21 protein-coding genes are annotated in these 21213 nt (G+C 34.2%); 11 read left to right on the top strand and 10 right to left on the bottom strand.

All coding sequences use genetic code 11. The annotated features are described in order from the left end of the window. Positions 1–91: 91 nt before the first annotated feature. The 3 genes from GMA17_RS04650 to GMA17_RS04640 all read right to left on the bottom strand — a co-directional run bounded on the left by GMA17_RS04650 (position 92) and on the right by GMA17_RS04640 (position 1751). A complete protein-coding gene (locus tag GMA17_RS04650; protein WP_248399626.1) occupies positions 92–562 on the bottom strand; it encodes a nucleoside deaminase in 471 nt (156 codons plus the stop codon). 129 nt (positions 563–691) lie between these two features. Continuing rightward, a complete protein-coding gene (locus GMA17_RS04645) occupies positions 692–1108 on the bottom strand; it encodes a c-type cytochrome (RefSeq protein WP_248399625.1) in 417 nt (138 codons plus the stop codon). Positions 1109–1301: 193 nt separating this feature from the next. Next, complete coding sequence (locus GMA17_RS04640) at positions 1302–1751, bottom strand: KTSC domain-containing protein (protein WP_248399623.1); 450 nt, start codon at positions 1749–1751, stop codon at positions 1302–1304. A 151-nt stretch (positions 1752–1902) separates the two neighbouring features. Here GMA17_RS04640 and GMA17_RS04635 point away from each other — a divergent pair, with 151 nt between their 5' ends. From GMA17_RS04635 to GMA17_RS04585, 11 genes are all read left to right on the top strand, one after another. Beyond that, positions 1903–2340: a redoxin domain-containing protein gene (locus tag GMA17_RS04635; protein ID WP_248399621.1), complete on the top strand. Its 438-nt coding sequence runs from the start codon at positions 1903–1905 to the stop codon at positions 2338–2340. 163 nt (positions 2341–2503) lie between these two features. After that, positions 2504–4426: an SdrD B-like domain-containing protein gene (locus GMA17_RS04630; RefSeq protein ID WP_248399619.1), complete on the top strand. Its 1923-nt coding sequence runs from the start codon at positions 2504–2506 to the stop codon at positions 4424–4426. Positions 4427–4851: 425 nt separating this feature from the next. Beyond that, complete coding sequence (locus tag GMA17_RS04625; protein ID WP_248399617.1) at positions 4852–5586, top strand: SDR family oxidoreductase; 735 nt, start codon at positions 4852–4854, stop codon at positions 5584–5586. Positions 5587–5598: 12 nt separating this feature from the next. Then, a complete protein-coding gene (locus GMA17_RS04620; protein ID WP_248399615.1) occupies positions 5599–6987 on the top strand; it encodes an NAD-dependent succinate-semialdehyde dehydrogenase in 1389 nt (462 codons plus the stop codon). 155 nt (positions 6988–7142) lie between these two features. Next, the gene (locus tag GMA17_RS04615) at positions 7143–7481 is read left to right on the top strand and encodes a cupin domain-containing protein (protein ID WP_248399613.1); all 339 of its coding nucleotides are present in this window, start codon (positions 7143–7145) and stop codon (positions 7479–7481) included. A gap of 213 nt (positions 7482–7694) precedes the next feature. After that, a complete protein-coding gene (locus GMA17_RS04610) occupies positions 7695–8288 on the top strand; it encodes a TetR/AcrR family transcriptional regulator (RefSeq protein WP_248399611.1) in 594 nt (197 codons plus the stop codon). Positions 8289–8300: 12 nt separating this feature from the next. After that, the gene (locus GMA17_RS04605) at positions 8301–9302 is read left to right on the top strand and encodes an NADP-dependent oxidoreductase (protein ID WP_248399609.1); all 1002 of its coding nucleotides are present in this window, start codon (positions 8301–8303) and stop codon (positions 9300–9302) included. A 27-nt stretch (positions 9303–9329) separates the two neighbouring features. Further along, positions 9330–10490 carry an iron-containing alcohol dehydrogenase gene (locus tag GMA17_RS04600; protein WP_248399608.1) on the top strand — a complete coding sequence of 387 codons (1161 nt, stop codon included), beginning with the start codon at positions 9330–9332 and terminating at the stop codon, positions 10488–10490. Positions 10491–10498: 8 nt separating this feature from the next. Beyond that, positions 10499–11305, top strand: coding sequence for a type 1 glutamine amidotransferase domain-containing protein (locus GMA17_RS04595; protein WP_248399606.1), 807 nt, complete (start codon positions 10499–10501; stop codon positions 11303–11305). A 159-nt stretch (positions 11306–11464) separates the two neighbouring features. After that, positions 11465–12034 carry a Crp/Fnr family transcriptional regulator gene (locus GMA17_RS04590; protein ID WP_248399604.1) on the top strand — a complete coding sequence of 190 codons (570 nt, stop codon included), beginning with the start codon at positions 11465–11467 and terminating at the stop codon, positions 12032–12034. A 131-nt stretch (positions 12035–12165) separates the two neighbouring features. Further along, on the top strand, positions 12166–12906 hold the full coding sequence (locus GMA17_RS04585; protein WP_248399602.1) for an acyl-CoA desaturase: 741 nt from the start codon (positions 12166–12168) through the stop codon (positions 12904–12906). Positions 12907–12998: 92 nt separating this feature from the next. Here the strand turns inward: GMA17_RS04585 and GMA17_RS15470 are convergent, their stop codons facing one another. The 7 genes from GMA17_RS15470 to GMA17_RS04550 form a co-directional block, all read right to left on the bottom strand. After that, the gene (locus tag GMA17_RS15470; protein WP_371922415.1) at positions 12999–13277 is read right to left on the bottom strand and encodes a cold shock domain-containing protein; all 279 of its coding nucleotides are present in this window, start codon (positions 13275–13277) and stop codon (positions 12999–13001) included. Positions 13278–13313: 36 nt separating this feature from the next. Continuing rightward, a complete protein-coding gene (locus tag GMA17_RS04575) occupies positions 13314–14414 on the bottom strand; it encodes an acyl-CoA desaturase (RefSeq protein WP_248399600.1) in 1101 nt (366 codons plus the stop codon). A 210-nt stretch (positions 14415–14624) separates the two neighbouring features. Beyond that, positions 14625–18446: a T9SS type B sorting domain-containing protein gene (locus GMA17_RS04570; protein WP_248399598.1), complete on the bottom strand. Its 3822-nt coding sequence runs from the start codon at positions 18444–18446 to the stop codon at positions 14625–14627. An 18-nt stretch (positions 18447–18464) separates the two neighbouring features. Further along, positions 18465–19418: a hypothetical protein gene (locus tag GMA17_RS04565; protein WP_248399596.1), complete on the bottom strand. Its 954-nt coding sequence runs from the start codon at positions 19416–19418 to the stop codon at positions 18465–18467. A gap of 111 nt (positions 19419–19529) precedes the next feature. After that, on the bottom strand, positions 19530–20171 hold the full coding sequence (locus tag GMA17_RS04560; RefSeq protein ID WP_248399594.1) for a hypothetical protein: 642 nt from the start codon (positions 20169–20171) through the stop codon (positions 19530–19532). Between the two features lie 176 nt (positions 20172–20347). Further along, positions 20348–20716 carry a hypothetical protein gene (locus tag GMA17_RS04555; RefSeq protein ID WP_248399593.1) on the bottom strand — a complete coding sequence of 123 codons (369 nt, stop codon included), beginning with the start codon at positions 20714–20716 and terminating at the stop codon, positions 20348–20350. A 77-nt stretch (positions 20717–20793) separates the two neighbouring features. Further along, positions 20794–21180 (bottom strand): acyl-CoA thioesterase, encoded by a 387-nt coding sequence (locus GMA17_RS04550; RefSeq protein ID WP_248399591.1) that lies wholly within the window; start codon positions 21178–21180, stop codon positions 20794–20796. Positions 21181–21213 lie beyond the last annotated feature (33 nt).

Raw genomic sequence — 21213 nt, 5'->3', positions numbered from 1 at the left:
GAAATTTTGTGTCGAGAAGGTTTTATTATAACAAACGTTCTTGATACATTTCTCGTAAACTCGGAACACTCGAACTGACGTTATCTCTAATCTAATAAGCCGTTTTATCAATTTTTTTCGTCCATTCCTGAAAAGGTTCAATAGCAATATCGCGCGCCAATTGCTCAAATGGAATGCTACGTTCAGCATATGGTAATGGAATTTCCTTGTATATAAACTCATCATCAAAACCAATATTAGCAGCGTCATTTTGGCTACTTCCGTAATACACTTTATCAGGTCTTGCCCAATAAATAGCACCTAAACACATAGGACACGGTTCGCAAGATGTGTAAATTTCACAACCATCCAATTGAAAAGAGCCCAAATTTTTGCAGGCATCTCTAATGGCAGTCACTTCAGCATGTGCCGTAGGGTCATTACTAGAGGTAACTTTGTTATTTCCACGTCCAACTATTTTTCCATCTTTAACAATAACGCAACCAAATGGTCCACCTTCGTTATTATTCATTCCTTTTAAAGCTGCGTTTACAGCTTCTTTCATAAATTGTTCTTTCGACATTTTAAAAATATTTTTCTGAAAAATACAAATCATTTGAAGTAATCCGACCGAAAATTGCTGATATTTATAAACACAATGTGTCATAGCTTTTATTACGCTTGATTTATGCACATTTTATTATAAAAAATGCTATCTATTTTTCACCAACTCATCAACATGCATCATATATGTAGCGATGGCATTTAGTTCCTCATCGGTAATATTTTTTAGGAACCCATCAATATTGTCTTGCATAATAGCAATTTCACTTGCCGTTACATCTAAAATTGGTTTGGAATTGCCCTTTAAAAACGCCACAATATCAGCGTTGTTTTCTTTGTACACCTTCATAATTTCAATAACCGATGGCGCTTTAAAATAGGTGTCTATGTCGTGACAGGTAACACAGGTTTTTTCTGAAAATAAGCGATTACCTAGAAAGATTTTAGAATCGTAACTTAATTCCGTACGTGCGGGAACATAATTATCAATAGATTCTTCTATTTTTTTTTCAGACTTACAGCTATTCAGCAGTAAAATGAACAGTAGAATTGTAAATATTCGCATACCCAAGTTTTTAAATTTCTTCGTGAGAATGAAGATATTACTAAAGTATAAAATATAATAATTAGATAACATGACAATTATCAGGCGTGTTAATAATCATGTATTTATAAAAAGAAAACTCCAATAGATATGACCAAACAGACCGCTATTGGAGTTTTAAATTTTTATTAAAAGTTAAAAACTATTTTATGTGTTACGCGTTTTCTAGCGTGCGTTGTGTTCTTCTATAGGTGTAATTTGGATAGATACTACGTTTTGCAAAACGGTTTAATTTATCACTATTAATCATTTTAATATACACTTGTTTCGTTACACCAAAATACTCATAAGACGAACCGTCTTGAAAGAAAATTTCAAGTAATAAGCCTTTATGGGTATAATCTGCAATACTAGAATTGGTAATGGTTTCTGTGTAAGCTTCTAAATTAGCAGCAATAGTTTCTGGTGCAATACTGACTAAAAAATGGTAGCCATCTATAATCTTTCTACTTTTTATTTCAGCTTCTTCTTGACGCTCGTCTCCATCTTGAAACTTGTCTGGATGCCACTCTTTAACCAAATCACGATAGCTCTTTTTTAAAGACTTAAGTTCCAATTCCTTTTCAACTCCAAAGAGTTTCTTGTATTCGTTTATGCGCTTCATACCAAATTTATTTGAGGGCGCAAAAGTACATGTAAATAACACATAAACAACATTAATAATTAAATAATGTTTAGTTGATTTTTAATCTATTAAATATGATTAATTTTATAACCATGAATAAATTCTGTTATCCTTAAAATCTTACTGAAATATGACTTCAAAAATCCAATCCATTCATGTTAAAGATTTAGAAGGTGCTGTTGTTGATTTAATATCGAGGTACAACAACAAAATTTTATTACTAATTATTTATAATAATGACTGTTTAGGATGTACAGGACGCGCTATTCCTCTTGCTTATGAATTTCAAACAAAATACCCGGTTATTCAAGTAATTGGTATTCATGCTGATTTTAAGAATCGAGAAGGAACTAAAACATCTATAACGCGTATTTTTCGAAATGGTCAAATTCCCTTTCCAATTTACATTGACGAACATCATAGAGTCTATGATCAATTCGAAGCAGAAGGGACTCCGCAATGGGTATTAATTACAGAAAATGGCACCTTGTTCCGTTCCTTTTTTGGGTCGCAAGCTAATGCCCAGAACAGGCTCTACTACGCTATTGAAGCGCTTATAAATAATTAACATGTACGTCTATACTATTCATTTACTTGAAATTAGGGTTAAAACCGCATAAAAATTTTGCCGAAATTTTAAAACCCTAAACCTTTAATACATTAAACCTAGTATAATTTTATATAAAGGTTATATTTGACCCCAATTTTAATAACCCCAAATTTTTAAACACATGAAAAAAATTACGTTTACAATTTTTACAATTTGCTTATGTATAACAGAGTTTGCTTTAGCACAAACGGTTATCCATGTTCCAACAGATCAATCTACTATTCAAGCTGCGGTAAATGCCGCATCCAATAATGATATAATAGTTGTTGCCAATGGTACTTATAACGAAAGTATTAATCTTGCTACGGGACCAAATGGTATTTCTATTCAAGCAGAAAATGCAGGTAATGCAACCATTAATGGTAATTCGGCACCAGCTTTTTTTGCGGCTGGACATACCGGAAATATTACAATCTCTGGGTTTACCTTAACCTCTTCTTTAAACTCTAATAGTCAAGGTATTATTCATATGTCCAATGTATTGGGTCATATATCCGTAATTGGTAACGCGTTTTCAGCAGATAACACAAACGGAATCTATCTGAACTCTAATAGTACTACAGAATTGAGTACCTCTATTTTAAATAATAGTTTTGGTAATTTCGGCAATGACGACCTGATAAAAATTGGTGTAGGTGAAAATGGTATTGGTGGAGATGCTAATATTCTGATTGATAATAACTCCAACACAGGAACATTAGAAGATGATGCTATAGAGGTTGCTTTTGAAAATAACAATAGCCATGCAACTTTGGTAATAACCAATAATAATTTCAGCAACTGGCTTGGATCTGGTAGCGGTATAGATGTACACCTAGGAAATGGTAGTCCTGCAGCTACTAATTTAGAAGCTCGCTTTACTATTGCTGGAAACATGTTAACCAATGTGGATGGTGATGCGCTTTTAATTAATTTAGATGGTATTAATAACACCCTTTATGGAACTATATCAAATAACACCATTATAGGTGATAATTTAAACACGAGTAATGGTATGTTTATAGATGGTGACAGTACATCCAATGGTGTGCAAGCAACCTTAACAATTGATAACAACACGATATCTGGTATCATAAACAACGGTATTTATGTTAGGCCATTTTGCGATGATGTTTCAACAGACGTTTGGAATTTAGTTATTAATAATAATACTATAGATAATCCAAATTCCGACAATTCACCTGCCGATATGAGTCAAGCGGGAATTTTAATTACAGATTCATCAGGTATTGATGATGAAAATTATATTATTAATGCTGAAATAACAAACAATACCATTACCAATCTTAATGGTGTTTCAGATTGTATTATTATTGCAAGACCTACAACAACGCTAGAAGCTACAGCTATCATAAATTATGCTGCTTCAGGAAACTCTTGCGCACCAACATTATTAGGAAATCCTACAAGTATAGCAGACCCTGTTTCAAACAGCCTTGATTTGTTTGAAATTGGCAATTTAGTTTGGAATGACTTGGACGGTAACGGCATTAAGGATTCAGGTGAGACTGGTGTAGAAGGTGTAACAATTCGCATTACAGGAAATGGCTTTTTAGGATCTACAACATCTAATGCCAACGGTATTTACATCTTACCTGCTTTAACACCAGGAACGTATACCTTAACTGCAGTACCTACCTTAAACTTGCCAGATATTAGTATTCAAAATGCAGGTGGAGATCCCACAGTAGATAGTGATTTTGATCCTATAACCAAAACTGTCAATGTGACGCTAACAGCAGGTGGTTCAAACAATTTAGATATTGATTTAGGCATTTATGATAGTTCAACATTAGGTTTAACCAAAGTTAATTTTAATGCTGTTAGTTTCTATCCAAATCCGGTTTCTAACTTCTTAACAATTAATACCCAATTAACAAATTATAAGTATACCATTTACTCTGTACAAGGGCAACTGATTACTTCTAAAGCATCCAATAATCAAATGCAACGCATAGATTTCAATAATTTTGCTACAGGCGTTTATGTTTTGATTATTGATACTAATGAAAAATCTTATTCCTATAAAGTGATTAAAAAGTAACCTACTTACTAATCAACTTTTTTACAACATTAGCTTGCCGAATTATCACTATTTCACAATGGTGTCATGATTTAGCAAGCTAATATTGTTTTTACTAATGCACGAATTTACTACCAAATTATAATTTTGGATGCCCAAATGCTATTTTCTCTTGAAGTTGGTTATTCCTTAATTGTGTTTTTTCTTCAGAAATTTAAATAATGAGCCCCTTTGATTAAAGGCCAAGGCAAATTCCTCTTTCTCCTATTGTAGCAAGAAAACTTATGCTAATAGGTTTGGTTTAAAATTTCAAACATTCCAAAAACATCCGTAATTACTATTAATATTTTTTGTATTGCGTTAAATATAAATCTATTAGAGACTGTCTGATACATTGATAATAATTACATTCCTGAAAACCTAAAAAATTCTAAAACTATGGAACTATGAAAAACAACGTCATTATAATTACTGGAGCCTCAAGTGGAATTGGTAAAGCTACAGCAAAACTATTAGCTAAAAAAGGTGCTAAAGTGGTGCTTACGGCCAGAAGCACAGATAAATTAAACACTTTAAAAAAAGAAATTGAAGATAACCAAGGTGAAGCATATGTTGTAACTGCAGATGTTACTGATAAAAAAGCATTTGAAACTGTGGTGACTAAAACACTAGAAAAATATGGAACCATTAATTCTTTAATTAACAATGCAGGTTTAATGCCCTTATCATTTGTTGAAAAATTAAAAACTGATGAATGGAATACCATGGTAGACGTCAATATTAAAGGCGTGTTAAATGGTGTGTCAGCTGTACTCCCTACTCTAATCAAAAATAAAGGCGGTGACATCATTAATATTTCTTCTATGGCTGCAAATCGTTATTTCCCAGGAGGTGCGGTTTACTGCGCTACAAAATCTGCTGTTAAAATGTTTTCCGAAGGACTACGACAAGAATTAGCACCAAAATACGGTATTAATGTAACGTCTATTGAGCCCGGAGCTGTGGATACGAATTTAACTGATACCATTACCGATGAAGACATTAAAGAGAAAATGTCTGGCATGGAGAGCATGACAACTTTAAAAGCCGATGATATTGCCAACGCTATTTACTACGCTTTATCACAACCTGATCATGTAAATATTAATGATGTGTATATCGTGCCAAGTGAACAACAATAAAAAATAAAAACTATGAAAACTGAAACAAAAACCTTTAAAACTATAAACCCAGCCACTGGAAAAACGTTGGAAACCTATAATTATATGTCTGATTCTGAAGTGGAGTTAATAATAGAAAAATCGCACAAAGCGTTTACAGCATGGCGTTCAAAATCCATTGAAGCACGTGGTAAAATAATTCAAGCAATAGGAAAAGAATTAATAAATCAAAAGTCCGAATTAGCACAACTTATGACAAACGAAATGGGAAAACTCATTAAACAAAGTCATCAGGAAGTAAAATTGTGTGCTGGTATTTGCGATTATTCCGCCTCTATTGCTGCCGATAATTTAAAAAACGAAACCCGCGAATTATCCAACGGCGGTAAAGGTATTATTACCTACGCACCTATTGGAATTATTTACGGTATTCAGCCTTGGAATTACCCAAGCTACCAGGTAATTCGTTATGCTATTACTAATTTAATGGCTGGAAATAGTGTGTTATTAAAGCATGCTGCTAACGTTACTGGAACGGCTAAACGTTTAGAATCTATATTTAAAAATGCAGGCTTACCAGATGGATTATTTAGCGTTTTAATAATAGATCACGACCAATCAGATACGGTTATAAAACATAAATTAGTTAGAGGTGTTACCCTTACAGGTAGTCCAGTTGCTGGAAAAGCTATTGGTAAATTGGCTAGTGAAAATTTAAAGAAAACCGTTTTAGAATTAGGAAGTAATGATGCTTATCTAATTTTAAAGGATGCTGATATGGAAAATGCCGTAAAACAATCTGTTATGGGTCGTATTTATAACAACGGTGAAACATGTATTGCTGCCAAACGATTTATTGCTGTGGATGCCATTTACGATAAATTCAAAGACGCTTTTGTAAAGGCTATGAGCGAAATTAAATTAGGAAATCCCAATGAAAAAGAGACGGAGTTAGGTCCTATGGCTCGCAAAGATTTACGTGAAAAAATCCATAAACAAGTAACGGAAAGTGTTGAAAAAGGAGCAAAAATTCTATGTGGTGGAAAACCGCAAGAAGGTGACGGTTATTATTATCCGGCTACAGTTTTAGAAAATGTAAAACCTGGACAGCCAGCTTACGATGATGAACTTTTTGGACCCGTTGCATCACTTATCAAAGCTAAAGATGAAGAAGACGCCATGCGAATTGCCAACGACAGCCGTTTTGGATTGGGAGGCGGAATTTTTTCCAAGGACGTAGATCGTGCTACAAAGTTAGCTGAAACACATTTTGATACGGGAATGGTTTTTATCAACTCCTTTGGTTTGGCCGATCCTACAATGCCATTTGGTGGTGTAAAAGATTCTGGTTATGGTCGTGAGCACGGTGGATTTGGTATGAAAGAATTTGTAAACGTTAAGTCTATATTAATTAGCGATTAGTAAATTTTTATCTTAAAATCTAGGAATATCAGAAAAGCATATTTTATCTCGGATATTTTTGTCCGCTATTAAATATGCTTTACCTTTGTGAAACAAATACAATAAAGCTATAGCCAACATTTTATTAACAAACATCCATCTTTAAATATACATTTATGAAAACAGCATCCATAACAGACCAATTGGTTTATAAAACAGATAAACCTGCTATTAGTGTACTACTTGATAGCGATCACTCTAAAGAAATTAGAATTGTCATGCGCAAAGGCCAAATTATGAAAGAACATAAAGCACCTGCTCCTATTGTGGTTTCTATTTTTGAAGGCGCCATAGAATTTGGCGTTAATGGCGAAAAATTACAATTAAAAAAAGGCGATTTAATTGCTTTAGAAGCCCATGTTCCTCATGATTTGTTATGTACCGCTGATTGTATTGTGCGCTTATCTTTATCCAAAACAGATAGTGTTAATCGTGTGGAGCGTGTGGTTGAATAGATTTAAATACAAACTATTATTTAAAAGGTCAATTCTTGTAGAATTGACCTTTTTTAGAATTAATTGATTCTAAGTTTACGGCTAACCGTTATTTTACCTAATGGTTAGTCGCCTTTTATTCCTGTCCCAACCTTAAATCATTAAACCTAAACATTTGTTAAAAAAGAATGAACATTCATTTTTTAATCTATCTTTGTACAAGAATTAAAAAACATGGCAAAACTTCAGAAAAGTATCGATAAACGAAACGCCCTTATTAAAGCTACCATTGAGTTAGTAAATAATAATGGGTTTCACGCCACGCCTATGAGTAAAATAGCGAAGATGGCCAATGTATCGCCAGCAACTATTTACCTCTATTTTGAAAACAAACAGGATTTGGTTAATAAAACCTATTTAGAAGTAAAAGCCGCATATACGGATTTTGCCTTTGCTACCTATAGTGATGAAGTTTCTGTTGAATCTGGATTTGAAACCATTTGGAAACGCATAGCCGAATTTAAACAGACCGAACTTGACAAAGCCATGTTTTTAGCGCAATGTGATAACACACCCATGATTGACGAACCTAGTGTGCAACAAGGGATTAAACATTTACAACCCCTACTCGACCTTTGGGAACGTGGAAAGCAAGAAGGTGTTATAAAGCCTCTATCCAACTATATATTATATGCCTATGCTATTAATCCATTATCCTTTTTAATGATGGCACAAAAGCGTGGTAATTTTCAACTCGACCAGACACAAATAGATGCAGCTTTTCAATCGGCTTGGAGCAGTATAAAAACAATTGAACACAACATATAAAATTATCATATAATGAAAACACAAACCATATTATTAAAAAATAGACCTGAAGGCAAACCAACGCTTTCAGATTTCGAGTTTATAACAGAAGACGTAAAAGAAACCATCAGTTCTGGTGAAATGTTATTAGAAACGGCATACGTTTCCGTAGATCCTTATTTACGTGGTCGCATGAGTGACGCCAAGTCTTATGTTCCTCCGTTTGAATTGAACAAACCCATTCACTCTGGTGTTGTAGCCAAAGTTATCGACTCTAAAAACGACAAATTTTCGGAAGGTGATTATGTTTCAGGTATGTTGGATTGGAAAACCCAACAAATATCAAAGGGCGAAGATCTTTTAAAGGTTGATGCTAACAAAGCACCCTTGAGTGCATATTTAGGAATTTTAGGCATGACCGGTTTAACAGCTTATTGTGGATTAACACAAATTGGTAAACCGCAAGCTGGCGAAACATTAGTCGTTTCGGGAGCTGCAGGAGCCGTTGGATCTGTTGTTGGTCAGATAGGGAAAATCCTTGGATTACGCGTTGTTGGTATAGCTGGTACAGATGAAAAGATTGACATGCTAAAATCCAAATTTGGTTTTGATGCAGGTATTAATTATAACACAACAGACGATATGAAATCGGCAATAGCCGAAGCTGCTCCAGATGGCGTGGATATTTATTTTGATAATGTAGGAGGACCAATTTCTGATGCTATATTCTTTAGTATTAACAAATTTGCACGCATTATTAATTGTGGCGCTATATCGGTATACAATAACACTGAATTGCCAAAAGGCTTAAGCGTACAACCATTTCTAGTTAAAAATAGCGCACTCATGCAAGGCTTTATCGTTTCGAATTATGCAGAAAAATTTCCTGAAGCCATGAAGCAACTATCAGAATGGTTATCCGAAGGAAAACTTACCTATACAGAAACAATAGTAGATGGTTTCGACAACATTCCAAAAGCTTTTATCGATTTATTTGAAGGTAAAAACAAAGGTAAAATGATTGTTAAAATCTAAATTTTAGAAAAACATAAAAAAAATATTATGAACAATTTTGAATTTAAAAACCCGACCAAAATTATATTTGGAAAGGATAGTATCAAAAAATTAGAGAACGAAATACCTGAAAACGCTAAAATTCTGCTCTTGTATGGTGGCGGAAGTATTAAGAAAAACGGTATTTATAATCAAGTAAAAGCAGCATTGGGTAATGCAACCGTTATTGAATTTGGTGGCATCCCTGCCAATCCAGAATATGCTGTTTTATTGGAAGCATTGGAAATTATTAAAACAGAAAATATCAACTTTTTAATAGCTGTTGGTGGTGGTTCCGTAATTGATGGTACTAAATTTTTATCAGCTGCGGGCTTATATGAAGGTCTTACACCTTGGGATATTTTAGCCGATAATATTAGAACCGAAAAAGGCTTGCCATTTGGTACGGTTTTAACCCTACCTGCAACCGGTTCTGAAATGAATTCAGGTGCCGTAATTACCCGAGCTGAAACGAAAGAAAAATTAAGCATGGGTGGTCCTGGCTTATTTCCAGAGTTTTCCATTTTGGATCCACAGGTTATAACCTCTATTCCTGAGCGCCAATTGGCTAATGGTTTAGCAGATGCCTTCACACATGTTTTAGAACAATATATGACCTATCCTAGTGGTGCGTTATTACAAGATCGTTTTGCTGAAAGTATTATGCAAACCATTATAGAGGTCGCTCCAAAGGTATTGAAAGATCCAACAGATTATCAAGCAGCTTCAAATTTCATGTGGAGCTGTACAATGGCCTTAAACGGACTCATTCAAAAAGGTGTTCCTACAGATTGGGCAGTTCATGCCATTGGCCATGAGTTAACCGCTTTATTTGGCATAGACCATGCACGGACTCTCGCCGTTATTGCACCAAGTCATTACAAGTATAATTTTGAAGCGAAAAAAGACAAATTAGCACAATATGGCGAACGTGTTTGGAATATTACAGAAGGCAACACAGATGACATTGCATATTTAGCTATTGAAAAAACTGTCGCATTTTTTCATGCTTTGGGAATTAATACCAAACTCTCTGATTATACCAAAGACTTTGAAGGTACTGCAGAAACCATATCGCAACGATTCACGGATCGTGGTTGGTTAGGATTAGGTGAACACCAATCCTTATCTCCAGACAAGGTGGAAAAAATTGTAAAAATGGCTTACTAGTTTTACAAATGAAACTTATTCAAACCGTCGCATTTGTGCTAACCATTCTTACAGTTTCAAGCTGTAAAGACAGCAAAATAAAAAATACTTCTGAAAGCGTTTTTGAAGAACCATTAAACAGTAAAAAAGAAAAAACTATGAATATATTATTTGTATTAACATCTCACGATAAATTAGGAGATACCGGAAAGAAAACAGGATTTTGGGTTGAAGAATTTGCAAGCCCTTATTACACGTTATTAGATAAAGGTGCAACCATAACTATTGCAACACCAAAAGGTGGTGCTGCTCCTATTGATCCAAGTAGTGATACGCCAGATGCTGCTACAGAAGCCACCAAACGTTTTGATAAAGATGAGGAAGCCAAGGCACGAATTGCGAACACACAGAAATTATCCGATATGAATCCAGATGATTTTGACGCTGTATTTTATCCAGGCGGACATGGTCCTTTATGGGATTTAGCAAATGATGAAACATCTATTGCACTAATCGAAAAATTTAATAGCCAAGCCAAACCTATAGGTTTTGTATGTCACGCACCTGCTGCTTTAAAACGTGTAAAAGGTACAGATGGAAACCCATTAGTAAAAGGGAAAAAAGTTACTGGTTTTACCAACACAGAAGAAGCTGCTGTTGGTCTGACTGATGTGGTACCTTTTTTAGTTGAAGATATGCTTAATAATAATGGTGGAATCTATTCAAAAAAGGATGATTGGGCGGCTTATGCCGTTCAGGATGGTAATTTAATTACAGGTCAAAATCCGGCATCATCTGAATTAGTGGCAGAAAAAATACTGGAAAGTTTAAAGTAAGTTTAGTTTATTTTAGTAAGTAGTTAAGAGGTCGTCCGTTTTTGGATGACCTTTTTGTTTGTAGAAATTAAGACACATAATTGGCGCTATAAAGCAAAAACATTATATCGTCATGCAAAATTTATTACCTTCGCCAATCAACTTTTACAAGCAATATAGGTGCAACAAATTAAAACGTATTTAGAACAAATAGCAACCATATCAGATGCAGATTGGGCATTTTTCACATCTAAATTAACGCGTCGTGTAATTCCCAAAAAGCATATTTTTTTAAAGCTACATGACATAGAAAATCATATTTCTTTTATTGAGTCTGGTGTAGTACGTTTATTTATTCCAAAGGAAAACCCTGAAAAAGAAATTACCTTTGGTTTCAGTTTTACGGATCAATTTGTAAGTGCTTATGATTCGTTCTTAACCCAATCTCCTTCAGCTTATGAGCTCCAAGCTTTAACGGACACCACACTTTTAAGTATGAGCTATGCCGATTTACAAGACGTCTACAAAAACACCCAAATTGGAAATTTAATTGGTAGGCTAACTGCTGAACGTTTGTTTTTAATCAAATCCAGACGCGAGCAACACTTGTTAAACCTAACAGCCGAAGAACGCTATTTGAAATTATTTAAGGAACGACCAGAGTTACTAAAAGAAGTCCCTTTAAAATATATAAGCTCTTATATTGGTGTTACGCCTCAAGCATTAAGCCGCATTCGGAAACGTATTTAAGCTTAATTATTTTTGAAATTTCACTTATTGGATTGGCTTATTTCCTGTTATTACTGCACCCAAAACATAGGTTTCTTAATTTAGGTTCATTGTTTAACACCTGACCACAAATTATCTTTGCAAAAAAAGATATGGCAGTCGTTATTTTCGTTTTAGTGCTTTGGTATGGTGGCTTATTTTTTCAGTCTTTCTTCTTACATCGTTATGCAGCACACCAAGTTTTTACTATGTCCAAAACCATGGAACGCATTACCTTTGTTTTAACTTGGATTTTCCAAGGTTCTAGTTACTTAAGCGCCTATGGTTATGGTATCATGCATCGTATGCACCATGCCTACACAGATACGGAGCAAGACCCACATTCGCCATCGTATGATGACAATATGTTTGCCATGATGTGGAAAACCAAAACTATATATCAAGATATAAATCAAGAACGAATTGCCGTAGATCCACGGTTTACCAAAAACGTACCACAATGGAAGTCTTTTGATACTTTTGCTAGTTCAAGATTTTCTAGATTATTATGGATTAGCTTATACACCTTGTTCTTTGTGTTCTTTGCAACCGCTTGGTGGCAATGGTTGCTTTTGCCGATAACATTTTTAATGGCGCCTATTCATGGTGTCATTATCAACTGGTTTGGGCATATTTATGGTTATGTAAATTTTAAAATGAAAAACACCAGCAAAAACCTTTTCCGTTTTGATTTTCTAATGATGGGAGAAGGTTATCATAATAATCACCACAAGTTTGCAAGTCGTGCTAATTTTGGTGTAAAATGGTATGAGATTGATATGACATATCTTATAATTCGTGTATTGGATGCCGTTGGAATTATTGAATTAAAACCAATTCCAATCAAAAAATAAGCCTAATTTTAAAGACTTTATTACAAATATTAAAACAATTAATAGCATAAAAAAACCATCCGATTCGGATGGTTTTTAATTGTAAAACGATATTATTTTTTAAAACGTTTAACGTTTGTAGCCGTTAATCCTCTATCCCCTTTTTCAATTTTAAAGGTCACTTTATCAGACTTTTTTATTTTATCAATAAGGTTTGATTTGTGAACGAAGATTTCTTCATCGGTTCCATTTACATTTATAAAACCAAATCCTTTTGTTCTATTGAAAAACTTAACAGTACCTTCTTTAGTTGATCCTGATTTAGTACTTCCAGCTTGTGATGTTTCAGCTGAACCCGTATTAAATAATTTATTAATCCATTTTTTAAACATGCGTAATCGTAATTTTAATTTCGTTATATACTGTTTTTAAGCCGCTTTGTATTCTGGTTCATTTCTACCAAGAGACCGAAGCATTTTGGTATGATCTACAATCGCTTGAAAGATACTCTTTTTAACGTGGTATGTCATTCCAAATTCCTTGGCTGTTTGCGCCACTATGGGGCTTAACGCCTTATAATGAACATGACAAACGTCTGGAAGCACATGGTGCTCTACCTGATAATTTAAACCACCTATAATCCAAAATAACAACTTGCTTTTTGGAGCAAAGTTACTTGTTGTTGCAAATTGATGACGATACCACTCATTTGTCATCATTCCGTGCTCATTAGGTAATGGAAAATCCGTTTCAGGCATTATATGAGCTATTTGAAACACGATACTCACCATGATCCCGGTTACGAGATGCATACTTAAAAAGCCTAGCAAAATGACCCACCATGACAAAGGTACTATAATCATGGGTAGTACCAAAGCGTATGAATAGTAAAAAATTTTCCAAGCAATTACTTTTGTAATTTCCTTCTGATAATTTTGATCATTATTTAAAAGCCCCATGTTTTTGTAACGTGTTAAGCGCACAAAATCTTTAGCCGTTATCCAAAATATAGTTGAAATTCCGTAAAAGAACCAGATGTATATATGTTGAAATCTTTGAGATTTATGATGTTCGCCATTTGGGGAAAAGCGTAAGAAAAAAGGTGTGTTAATATCGTCGTCGGCATGATCTATATTAGTGTACGTATGATGAAGAACATTGTGCTGAATTTTCCAAACGGTTGCATTGGCACCTATCATGTTAAACGTATACCCCAACAATCTATTAATAGTTTTATTTTTAGAATATGCACCATGTATGGCATCATGCATAACTCCCATACCTATCCCAGACATACCAAAACCACAAATAATATAGAGTGAAAAAAGCACCCAAGTTTGTGTAACCAAGCCCGTAGACAGTAAAATTAAGGGAATAAAAAACAAGGATAGCATCACAACGGTTTTAGTCACCATGGTGGTATTTGCTTTTTTACTTAATTTGTTTGTTTTGAAATATAGATTGACGCGACGACGTAACGTTTTTGAAAAATCGTTATCAGCTACTCGTGAAAACTTTGGATTTTCCATGAAACTTATATTATGATTTGGTACACTGTTATTTTAAAAGCACACACCATGTGTCCTTTTGGTTCTGTAAAGAAATGAAGAAAGTAAAGGATTGATTAAGATAAAGAGGGATCTTAAAAAAGAAGACAGTCTAAATAATTTATACGGTAAAAGTAGGCTTTCTAAACTAAAAGTGTAACAAGTATTTGTTAAAGTATTATATGTTGGATTTTAGCGTTTTAATGTGAAATGGCCACGTCGTTGTTCGCCAGAATGTAATTCCATGAGAAACCAATAGTCACTGGTTGGTTGTTCAATCCCTCTAAATGTACCATCCCAACCTGCAGACCTATTATGAAGTTGCTTAATTAATTTTCCATAACGATCAAAAATAGTAATCTGTTTTATTTCGTTTTGCAAATCGGCAACCCGCCAAACATCATTCTGACCATCTCCATTTGGTGTAAAAAATGCTGGTGTAATAATATCGCGGTTTATAATAGTAAATGATTGTTCATTACAAGCAACACCTACTCCAACATTATTATAAGGCGTAATGGAAATGTAAATGGTTTCTCCTTCTGGCCAATTAGTTGTTGGATTATAGGTTGTGGTGTTTCCAACATCTTCATTGGAAACTAAATTAGCTACCCCAGAAACCTTTCCAATATTTAAAACATAACCCGTTGCATTATTAACGGCGATCCAGGATATGCTTGAATTTTCTAAAACATCTATTTCGCCTGAATATGGCATAATTAATTCCGTACATAATGGAATAACTTCTTCTGTAGTAAAAGACACCTCGTTACAACTCGTAGCCGGTCCTGCTTCATTGTAAGGTGTAATAACAACATAGATTATGGTATTACTAGGCAAATCTGAATTGAAATTATAACTTGTTGAATTACCCACATCCACATTATTTAGTAATTCCGCGCCAAATGGTGAGGTTCCCGCAGAAATTATATATCCAGTTGTATTATCTGTTGGCAACCAAGAAAGTGTTGTGTTAATTGGCACTTGAGTTTCATTATTTTGGGGTGAATTTAAACTTGTACAATCTGGTATTAGTAATTCCGTTAAAAAACGTTCTTCCGCACATCCGGTTGCAATTCCTATAAAATTATAAGGTTGAATGGTGACAAATATTTGTTGGTTTTGTGGCAGTTCGGCTGGAAAAGTGTAAGTGGTAACATTCCCAACATCCAAATTATTTGCTATATCAGTTCCACCAGGCGATGAGCCAACCGTCAACATATAGCCTTCTGCATGAACATCGGGATTCCATGTTAGATTTGTTAATAAGGAGACATTTGTAGCATTATTTAGTGGGGTTGTTAATGACACACAATTTACATTTAAATCTTCTGTAGTAAATTGATCATCACCGCAAACAGTACTTCCTGTGCCATTATACGCGCCAATGGTTACAAAAATAGTAGTATTACTAGGTAAATCAACTAGCGGACTGTAAGTGGTTACATTCCCTACATCGGTTATATTAAGAATATCCGTTGCTCCTGTTGTTGTTCCTAAACTAATGGTGTATCCCGTGGCAAAATCACTAGCAGCCCACGAAATATTAGTATTAACAGGAACGTTTGTAGCTTGATACAGAGGAAAAACAACATTAATACACGTTGGTAAAGGCAATTCGGTTATGAAACTCACTTCAAAACAAGTTGAATTGGTACCTGATGAATTATATGGTGAAACAGTAACGAAAATAGTTGTTTCCGCAGGCAAATCTGTTGGTAAATTATAAGTTGTAACATTATTCACATCTAGATTATCTACAATATCTGTTCCGCCCGATGCGGTTCCAACAGATAAAATGTAACCCGTGGCGGTTGGTGATGCGTTCCAAAACAAATCTGTTGCAACAGGAACCACTGTGCTTCCATTTACTGGTGTTGTTAATTGTGTACAGATTGGCGGCAATAATTCTGTGGTAAAACTTTCTTCTACACAACCGGTCGCGTTTCCAATGGAATTATAAGGTGTAATAGTTACAAAAATTTGGGAGTTTTCGGGTAAGTCGGTTGGGAAATTGTAAGACGTTACATTGCTTACATCTAGATTATCGGCAATATCTATTCCACCAGATGTGGTTCCTACCGTCAATATATAGCCTGTTGCAGTAGGTATGGCATTCCAAGAAATATTAGAAGATAATAACACATTCGTTTCCCCATTTAATGGCATTGTTAATGCAGTACACATTGGTGGAATAATTTCTGTTGTAAATGTTTCTTCGGTACAACCCAAAGCGTTTCCTGCTGAATTGTAAGGCGTAACTGACACGAAAATTTGGGTTCCATAAGGTAAATCCGCAGGAAAATTATAAGTTGTCATATTATTGACATCTAAATTATCAACAATATCAATTCCGCCAGATGTGGTTCCTACAGTTAAAATATAACCCGTTGCTTCAGAAATTGGATTCCAAGATATATCAGATGAAATAGCAACATTTGTATACGCATTCAACGGCGCAATTAAATTAGTACAAGGCGGATAAAACCCTTCCGTGGTAAAGCTTTCTTCAGTACAACCTGAAATAATTCCCAAACTATTATATGGTGATATGGTTACATAAATTATTGTAGATTCAGGCAAATTCATTGGTGGATTATAGGACGTAACATTACCAACGTCAATGGTATCGGCAATATCTATTCCTCCCGGCGTTGTTCCCATGGAAATAATATAACCCGTTGCATATGGACTTGAGTCCCAAGAAACATTGGCTATTAAGGGCACATGTAATTCGCCTGCAGTTGGTGCATTTAATAGTGTACAAACTGTAGGACTTGCAGTTGCCGCTGTTGTAAAACTAACTTCCGTACAGATTAAAGTCGTTCCACTATAAAAATAAGGTGTTATAGTAACATAAATGACCGTGTTTAATGGAAAATCTGTACCTAAATTAAAGCTATTCACATCCCCAACATCTTCATTATCCAAAATGTCTGTTCCGCCTGACGTTGTTCCTATACTAATAAAATAACCACATGCGCCTAAATTGTCCGACCACGTAAGTGTTTCGTTAATAGGTATGGCTGTACTTCCAGGTGCAGGTGAAATAAGATTAACACAATCTTCTGTAGGTGATGTAATATTTAAGGTGATATCGTTTCTAATTAGCAACAAGTTTTTTCCTCCAGTTCCGGCCGGACTTGCGTTTTCAAATGGTACCAAATCACTCAAGATTTCCGAATGATATACAGCCTCATCACAACTAGTAACAGCCGGAATAGTATAAGTTGGAGAATCGGGAGCGTCAGGAATAGCTACGCCATTTTTAAACCAGGTATAATGATTTTGGTTACCAGCGCATGCTGTTGTTAAGGTTACAGCATCTCCAGCATTGGCATTTATGGTTTCAATTACATCCACTTTAGCTTGTGGTGCATAAAAATAATCGCGAATATTTGGAATGGTGTTCCAATGCGGAGGTGGACCAAATGTGTTATCATACAGCACTAAATCAGCATGTTGATTTTCAAAATGACCAAATTCAAAATAGTTATTATCAAAAGCTAAATTAAATCCAATTGGTTGTCCTAACCTCATAGCTATTAATGAAGCAAAGTCTGGTATTTGTCCCGACAATAAATTATGACTCAATATTAAAGAACCTCCATAAATCCCACCAGCATTTAAACGAATGGTATAAAATTGATCCATAATATCCGTTCCCGAAAATAGATTATTATCCAAAACTAAATAACTCAAATTAGCATTTTGACTAATATCCAAGGATTCTATTTGATTAAAAGAAGCCACAAACGAAGCTAGTGTAGGGTTTTGAGTTAAATCTAAACCCGTACCTGTAAACAAATTATTGGCAATATTTATAGATCTAATTATTATGTTTTGTGTTACATCTAAAATAGGTATTAGGTTTTGTCTTAAATTTAAATATTCTAAAATGATATTTTGAGTTAAATCAATGCTAGGCAACTGATTTTCATAAGCATCTAATCTATATAGCTCTAAATTTTGGGTTAAATCAAGAGACGTTAAATTATTCCGACTGATATCCAAATTTCTTAAAACTGCATTTTAAGTCACATCCAGAGATGTCATATCATTATTGGCTAAATCCAAATCTTCTAATAGATAATTTTGAGTTACATCAACAACCAAGGGTGTTGTTTGATTTAATGTAATATCAATATCCGTTAAATTTGGCATGATGGAGAAATCCATCGGAATCTGAATATTATGAAGAATGATGAAAATATCCGTTAAGGTCGTAGAGTTGGGTAAAATTAAATTCTCCACATAGGTTCCCCAAAAGTAAATAGCTTCTAAGTTTATATAATCTGAAATATCAATAGTTGGAATATTAATACTCGTAATATTTAAGTACGTTAAATTGGTGAACACATTGGGAAGTGTGATGTTTGTTGCAATAGAACTTCCACGTATTTGTAGATCTTCCAAATTATCTAACAACGAAAAATCTAAAGTTGCGTCCCCTAAAGCACGAATATTTACATGCGTTAAGGTGTTGGTTACAGGCGTAATAAAATCTGACACATTATTAAACCACCGTATTTCAATGGAGATAATATTACTGTTTTGGGAAAAATCCATTACGGTTATTGGTGGAATTCCAGGCAAAGAAGGCCTACTAGCAAGAAATACATATTCTAAAAGTGTGTTTTGTGTAACGTTTAATGTTGTTAAAGCATCATTATCTTCCGATCTTAATGTGATAAGTTGGGTTAAAGTAGATAGATTAATATCGGCAATTTGATTTGTTCCTAAATCTAAATCTGTAATATTTATAAAAGCATTAATTCCGGTAATATCAACAATACCATTTATTCCTAGGTCTAAAATTGTAACTACTTGGGCATCTGAATCTAATATGTTTCCATTTAAACCGTTGGTATCAATTCCTTGATCTATTAAAACCTGTTCAAAATTAGGGTCAGGAATAGCGGTAGTTTGCGAAAAAATCGTGGTACAAAAAATTCCGAAAAGTAAGAATAAGTAAAGTAGCCTCATTCGTTAGGTTTTGATTATTGATAGTTTGGACTATGCAAAATACGACAAAACCTTTTAATTTAAATGTTAAAACGCCATGCTTTTCAACTAATTATAGCATTTTATATAATATTACAGACTTTCACTTTGTGATTCCAAAACAATATTTTTAGTAGCTATTTGTACATCGCCTTCTGTTTTTAAGGCTAAAATACTATCAATGTTTTTTCGTTTTAGGCGCTTTCTGCAGGACTTCGTAATTAAAGGGTCGATATCGAATAACATCCTATGCATAGCATATTCAGGTTTCCCTGGTTCCTTAATCATGGCATGGATATGCATGGGTTGCAATTCATGCGGATAAATTAACGGCTTTGTTGTGGAACCTGGAATAAACGTGTTAATTGTGTATTGCCCATTTTCATCTGTTTTAACCCATAACCTGTTTTTAACATGGGTAATTTTAGAATTGGACACCACGGCGTATTCGCCGTTTTCATCGGCTTGTTGAATGAATATAATAACATTTGGAGCTGGTGTAACGCCATCGGTTTGATAAACCGTTCCAGTAATTTTAAGTTTATGAGATTGTGTTTGGTGCTCCACCATTGATGCTTCACTTTTTAGAGTTGCCTCATCATAAGCATAAAATGGGTTTTGATTTTTTATAAGTTTAGATACATGGTCACAATATTTTGTTTTTTGCACTGAATTTTGAGCATAAATAACACCGATAGCACCTATAAAAAGCAGGCTTGTTAATAGATTTTTCATAAGACAACATTTGATAATTACTTCAAAATTAAGCAACTATACTGCTTTGCCTATAAAAAATCTTATGAACGTAAAATATTTACGTTGAATGGATTTTGTTTCTTATTAACGTACATTTTTATCGATAAAAAACAATAATTCTTGGCGGATATACTTATAACGAATTGGAAAACCTACTATTTATCCTCTTCCAATTGCTCCAAGGGTTGAATGGTTGGTCTAATTTTTTTATAGAGTTCCAATTGTGGCCGGGTTAATATATTATCCATTTCAGCTATTTCTCTTGTTTGCAAGGTATATAACATGTTCAATTTTTCACGACCTTCAAATTCTCTTTCAATTTTTTCTTTGCGAATTAAGAATTCTTCTACCTTATTTTCAAACATGCCAATTTGTTCACCATTCAGTGCTAATTCTTTACTATACGTTTGGGTTAATTCTTTGGCCTGCTTATCCAAGGCTGGATTATTTTTCTGCAAGAGGGGATCTTGTGCCCACAAATTTATGGATATAAAAAAAGTCAGTAATACAGTAAGTGTTTTCATAATTTAAATTTTACTATAATTTACAAAACTAAACCACTCATGTCAAGTCTTTTACAATTTTATTAACCTAAAACAACTTAACTTAAACGGTCTTTAACAAATTCTATTTGCGTTTTGCCATGTGGTTTAGGTTTTCCATCATCTCCAAGATTAACCATAATAATATTATCTACGGTCAAAATGGTTTCGCGTGTCATTTTATTTCGGGCTTCACATTTTAAAGTAATGGAACTAGTTCCAAATTTAGTTACCTGCATACCTACTTCTACAATATCACCTTGTTTGGCAGAACTCATAAAATTAATTTCCGAAATATATTTGGTTACTATTTTAGGGTTTTCTAACTGTACAACCGTGTATAAGGCGGCTTCTTCATCTATCCAAGCTAATAAACGACCTCCAAATAAAGTGCCATTTGGATTTAAATCTTCTGGTTTAACCCATTTTCGTGAATGAAATCTCATATTTTATATTTCTATTTAGTTCTACAATCAAAG

The organism is Bizionia sp. M204 (assembly GCF_023205095.1).
Classification (GTDB): domain Bacteria; phylum Bacteroidota; class Bacteroidia; order Flavobacteriales; family Flavobacteriaceae; genus Algorimicrobium; species Algorimicrobium hallyeonense.
Note: the sequence above shows the minus strand (reverse complement) of the source record. Positions and strands in the feature narration are given on the sequence as shown.

Bases quoted from the DNA above. Each gene is read 5' to 3' on its own strand.
- GMA17_RS04650 (WP_248399626.1), bottom strand. From the start codon at position 562: ATGTCGAAAGAACAATTTATGAAAGAAGCTGTAAACGCAGCTTTAAAA.
- GMA17_RS04645 (WP_248399625.1), bottom strand. From the start codon at position 1,108: ATGCGAATATTTACAATTCTACTGTTCATTTTACTGCTGAATAGCTGT.
- GMA17_RS04640 (WP_248399623.1), bottom strand. From the start codon at position 1,751: ATGAAGCGCATAAACGAATACAAGAAACTCTTTGGAGTTGAAAAGGAA.
- GMA17_RS04635 (WP_248399621.1), top strand. From the start codon at position 1,903: ATGACTTCAAAAATCCAATCCATTCATGTTAAAGATTTAGAAGGTGCT.
- GMA17_RS04630 (WP_248399619.1), top strand. From the start codon at position 2,504: ATGAAAAAAATTACGTTTACAATTTTTACAATTTGCTTATGTATAACA.
- GMA17_RS04625 (WP_248399617.1), top strand. From the start codon at position 4,852: ATGAAAAACAACGTCATTATAATTACTGGAGCCTCAAGTGGAATTGGT.
- GMA17_RS04620 (WP_248399615.1), top strand. From the start codon at position 5,599: ATGAAAACTGAAACAAAAACCTTTAAAACTATAAACCCAGCCACTGGA.
- GMA17_RS04615 (WP_248399613.1), top strand. From the start codon at position 7,143: ATGAAAACAGCATCCATAACAGACCAATTGGTTTATAAAACAGATAAA.
- GMA17_RS04610 (WP_248399611.1), top strand. From the start codon at position 7,695: ATGGCAAAACTTCAGAAAAGTATCGATAAACGAAACGCCCTTATTAAA.
- GMA17_RS04605 (WP_248399609.1), top strand. From the start codon at position 8,301: ATGAAAACACAAACCATATTATTAAAAAATAGACCTGAAGGCAAACCA.
- GMA17_RS04600 (WP_248399608.1), top strand. From the start codon at position 9,330: ATGAACAATTTTGAATTTAAAAACCCGACCAAAATTATATTTGGAAAG.
- GMA17_RS04595 (WP_248399606.1), top strand. From the start codon at position 10,499: ATGAAACTTATTCAAACCGTCGCATTTGTGCTAACCATTCTTACAGTT.
- GMA17_RS04585 (WP_248399602.1), top strand. From the start codon at position 12,166: ATGGCAGTCGTTATTTTCGTTTTAGTGCTTTGGTATGGTGGCTTATTT.
- GMA17_RS15470 (WP_371922415.1), bottom strand. From the start codon at position 13,277: ATGTTTAAAAAATGGATTAATAAATTATTTAATACGGGTTCAGCTGAA.
- GMA17_RS04575 (WP_248399600.1), bottom strand. From the start codon at position 14,414: ATGGAAAATCCAAAGTTTTCACGAGTAGCTGATAACGATTTTTCAAAA.
- GMA17_RS04565 (WP_248399596.1), bottom strand. From the start codon at position 19,418: ATGAGGCTACTTTACTTATTCTTACTTTTCGGAATTTTTTGTACCACG.
- GMA17_RS04560 (WP_248399594.1), bottom strand. From the start codon at position 20,171: ATGAAAAATCTATTAACAAGCCTGCTTTTTATAGGTGCTATCGGTGTT.
- GMA17_RS04555 (WP_248399593.1), bottom strand. From the start codon at position 20,716: ATGAAAACACTTACTGTATTACTGACTTTTTTTATATCCATAAATTTG.
- GMA17_RS04550 (WP_248399591.1), bottom strand. From the start codon at position 21,180: ATGAGATTTCATTCACGAAAATGGGTTAAACCAGAAGATTTAAATCCA.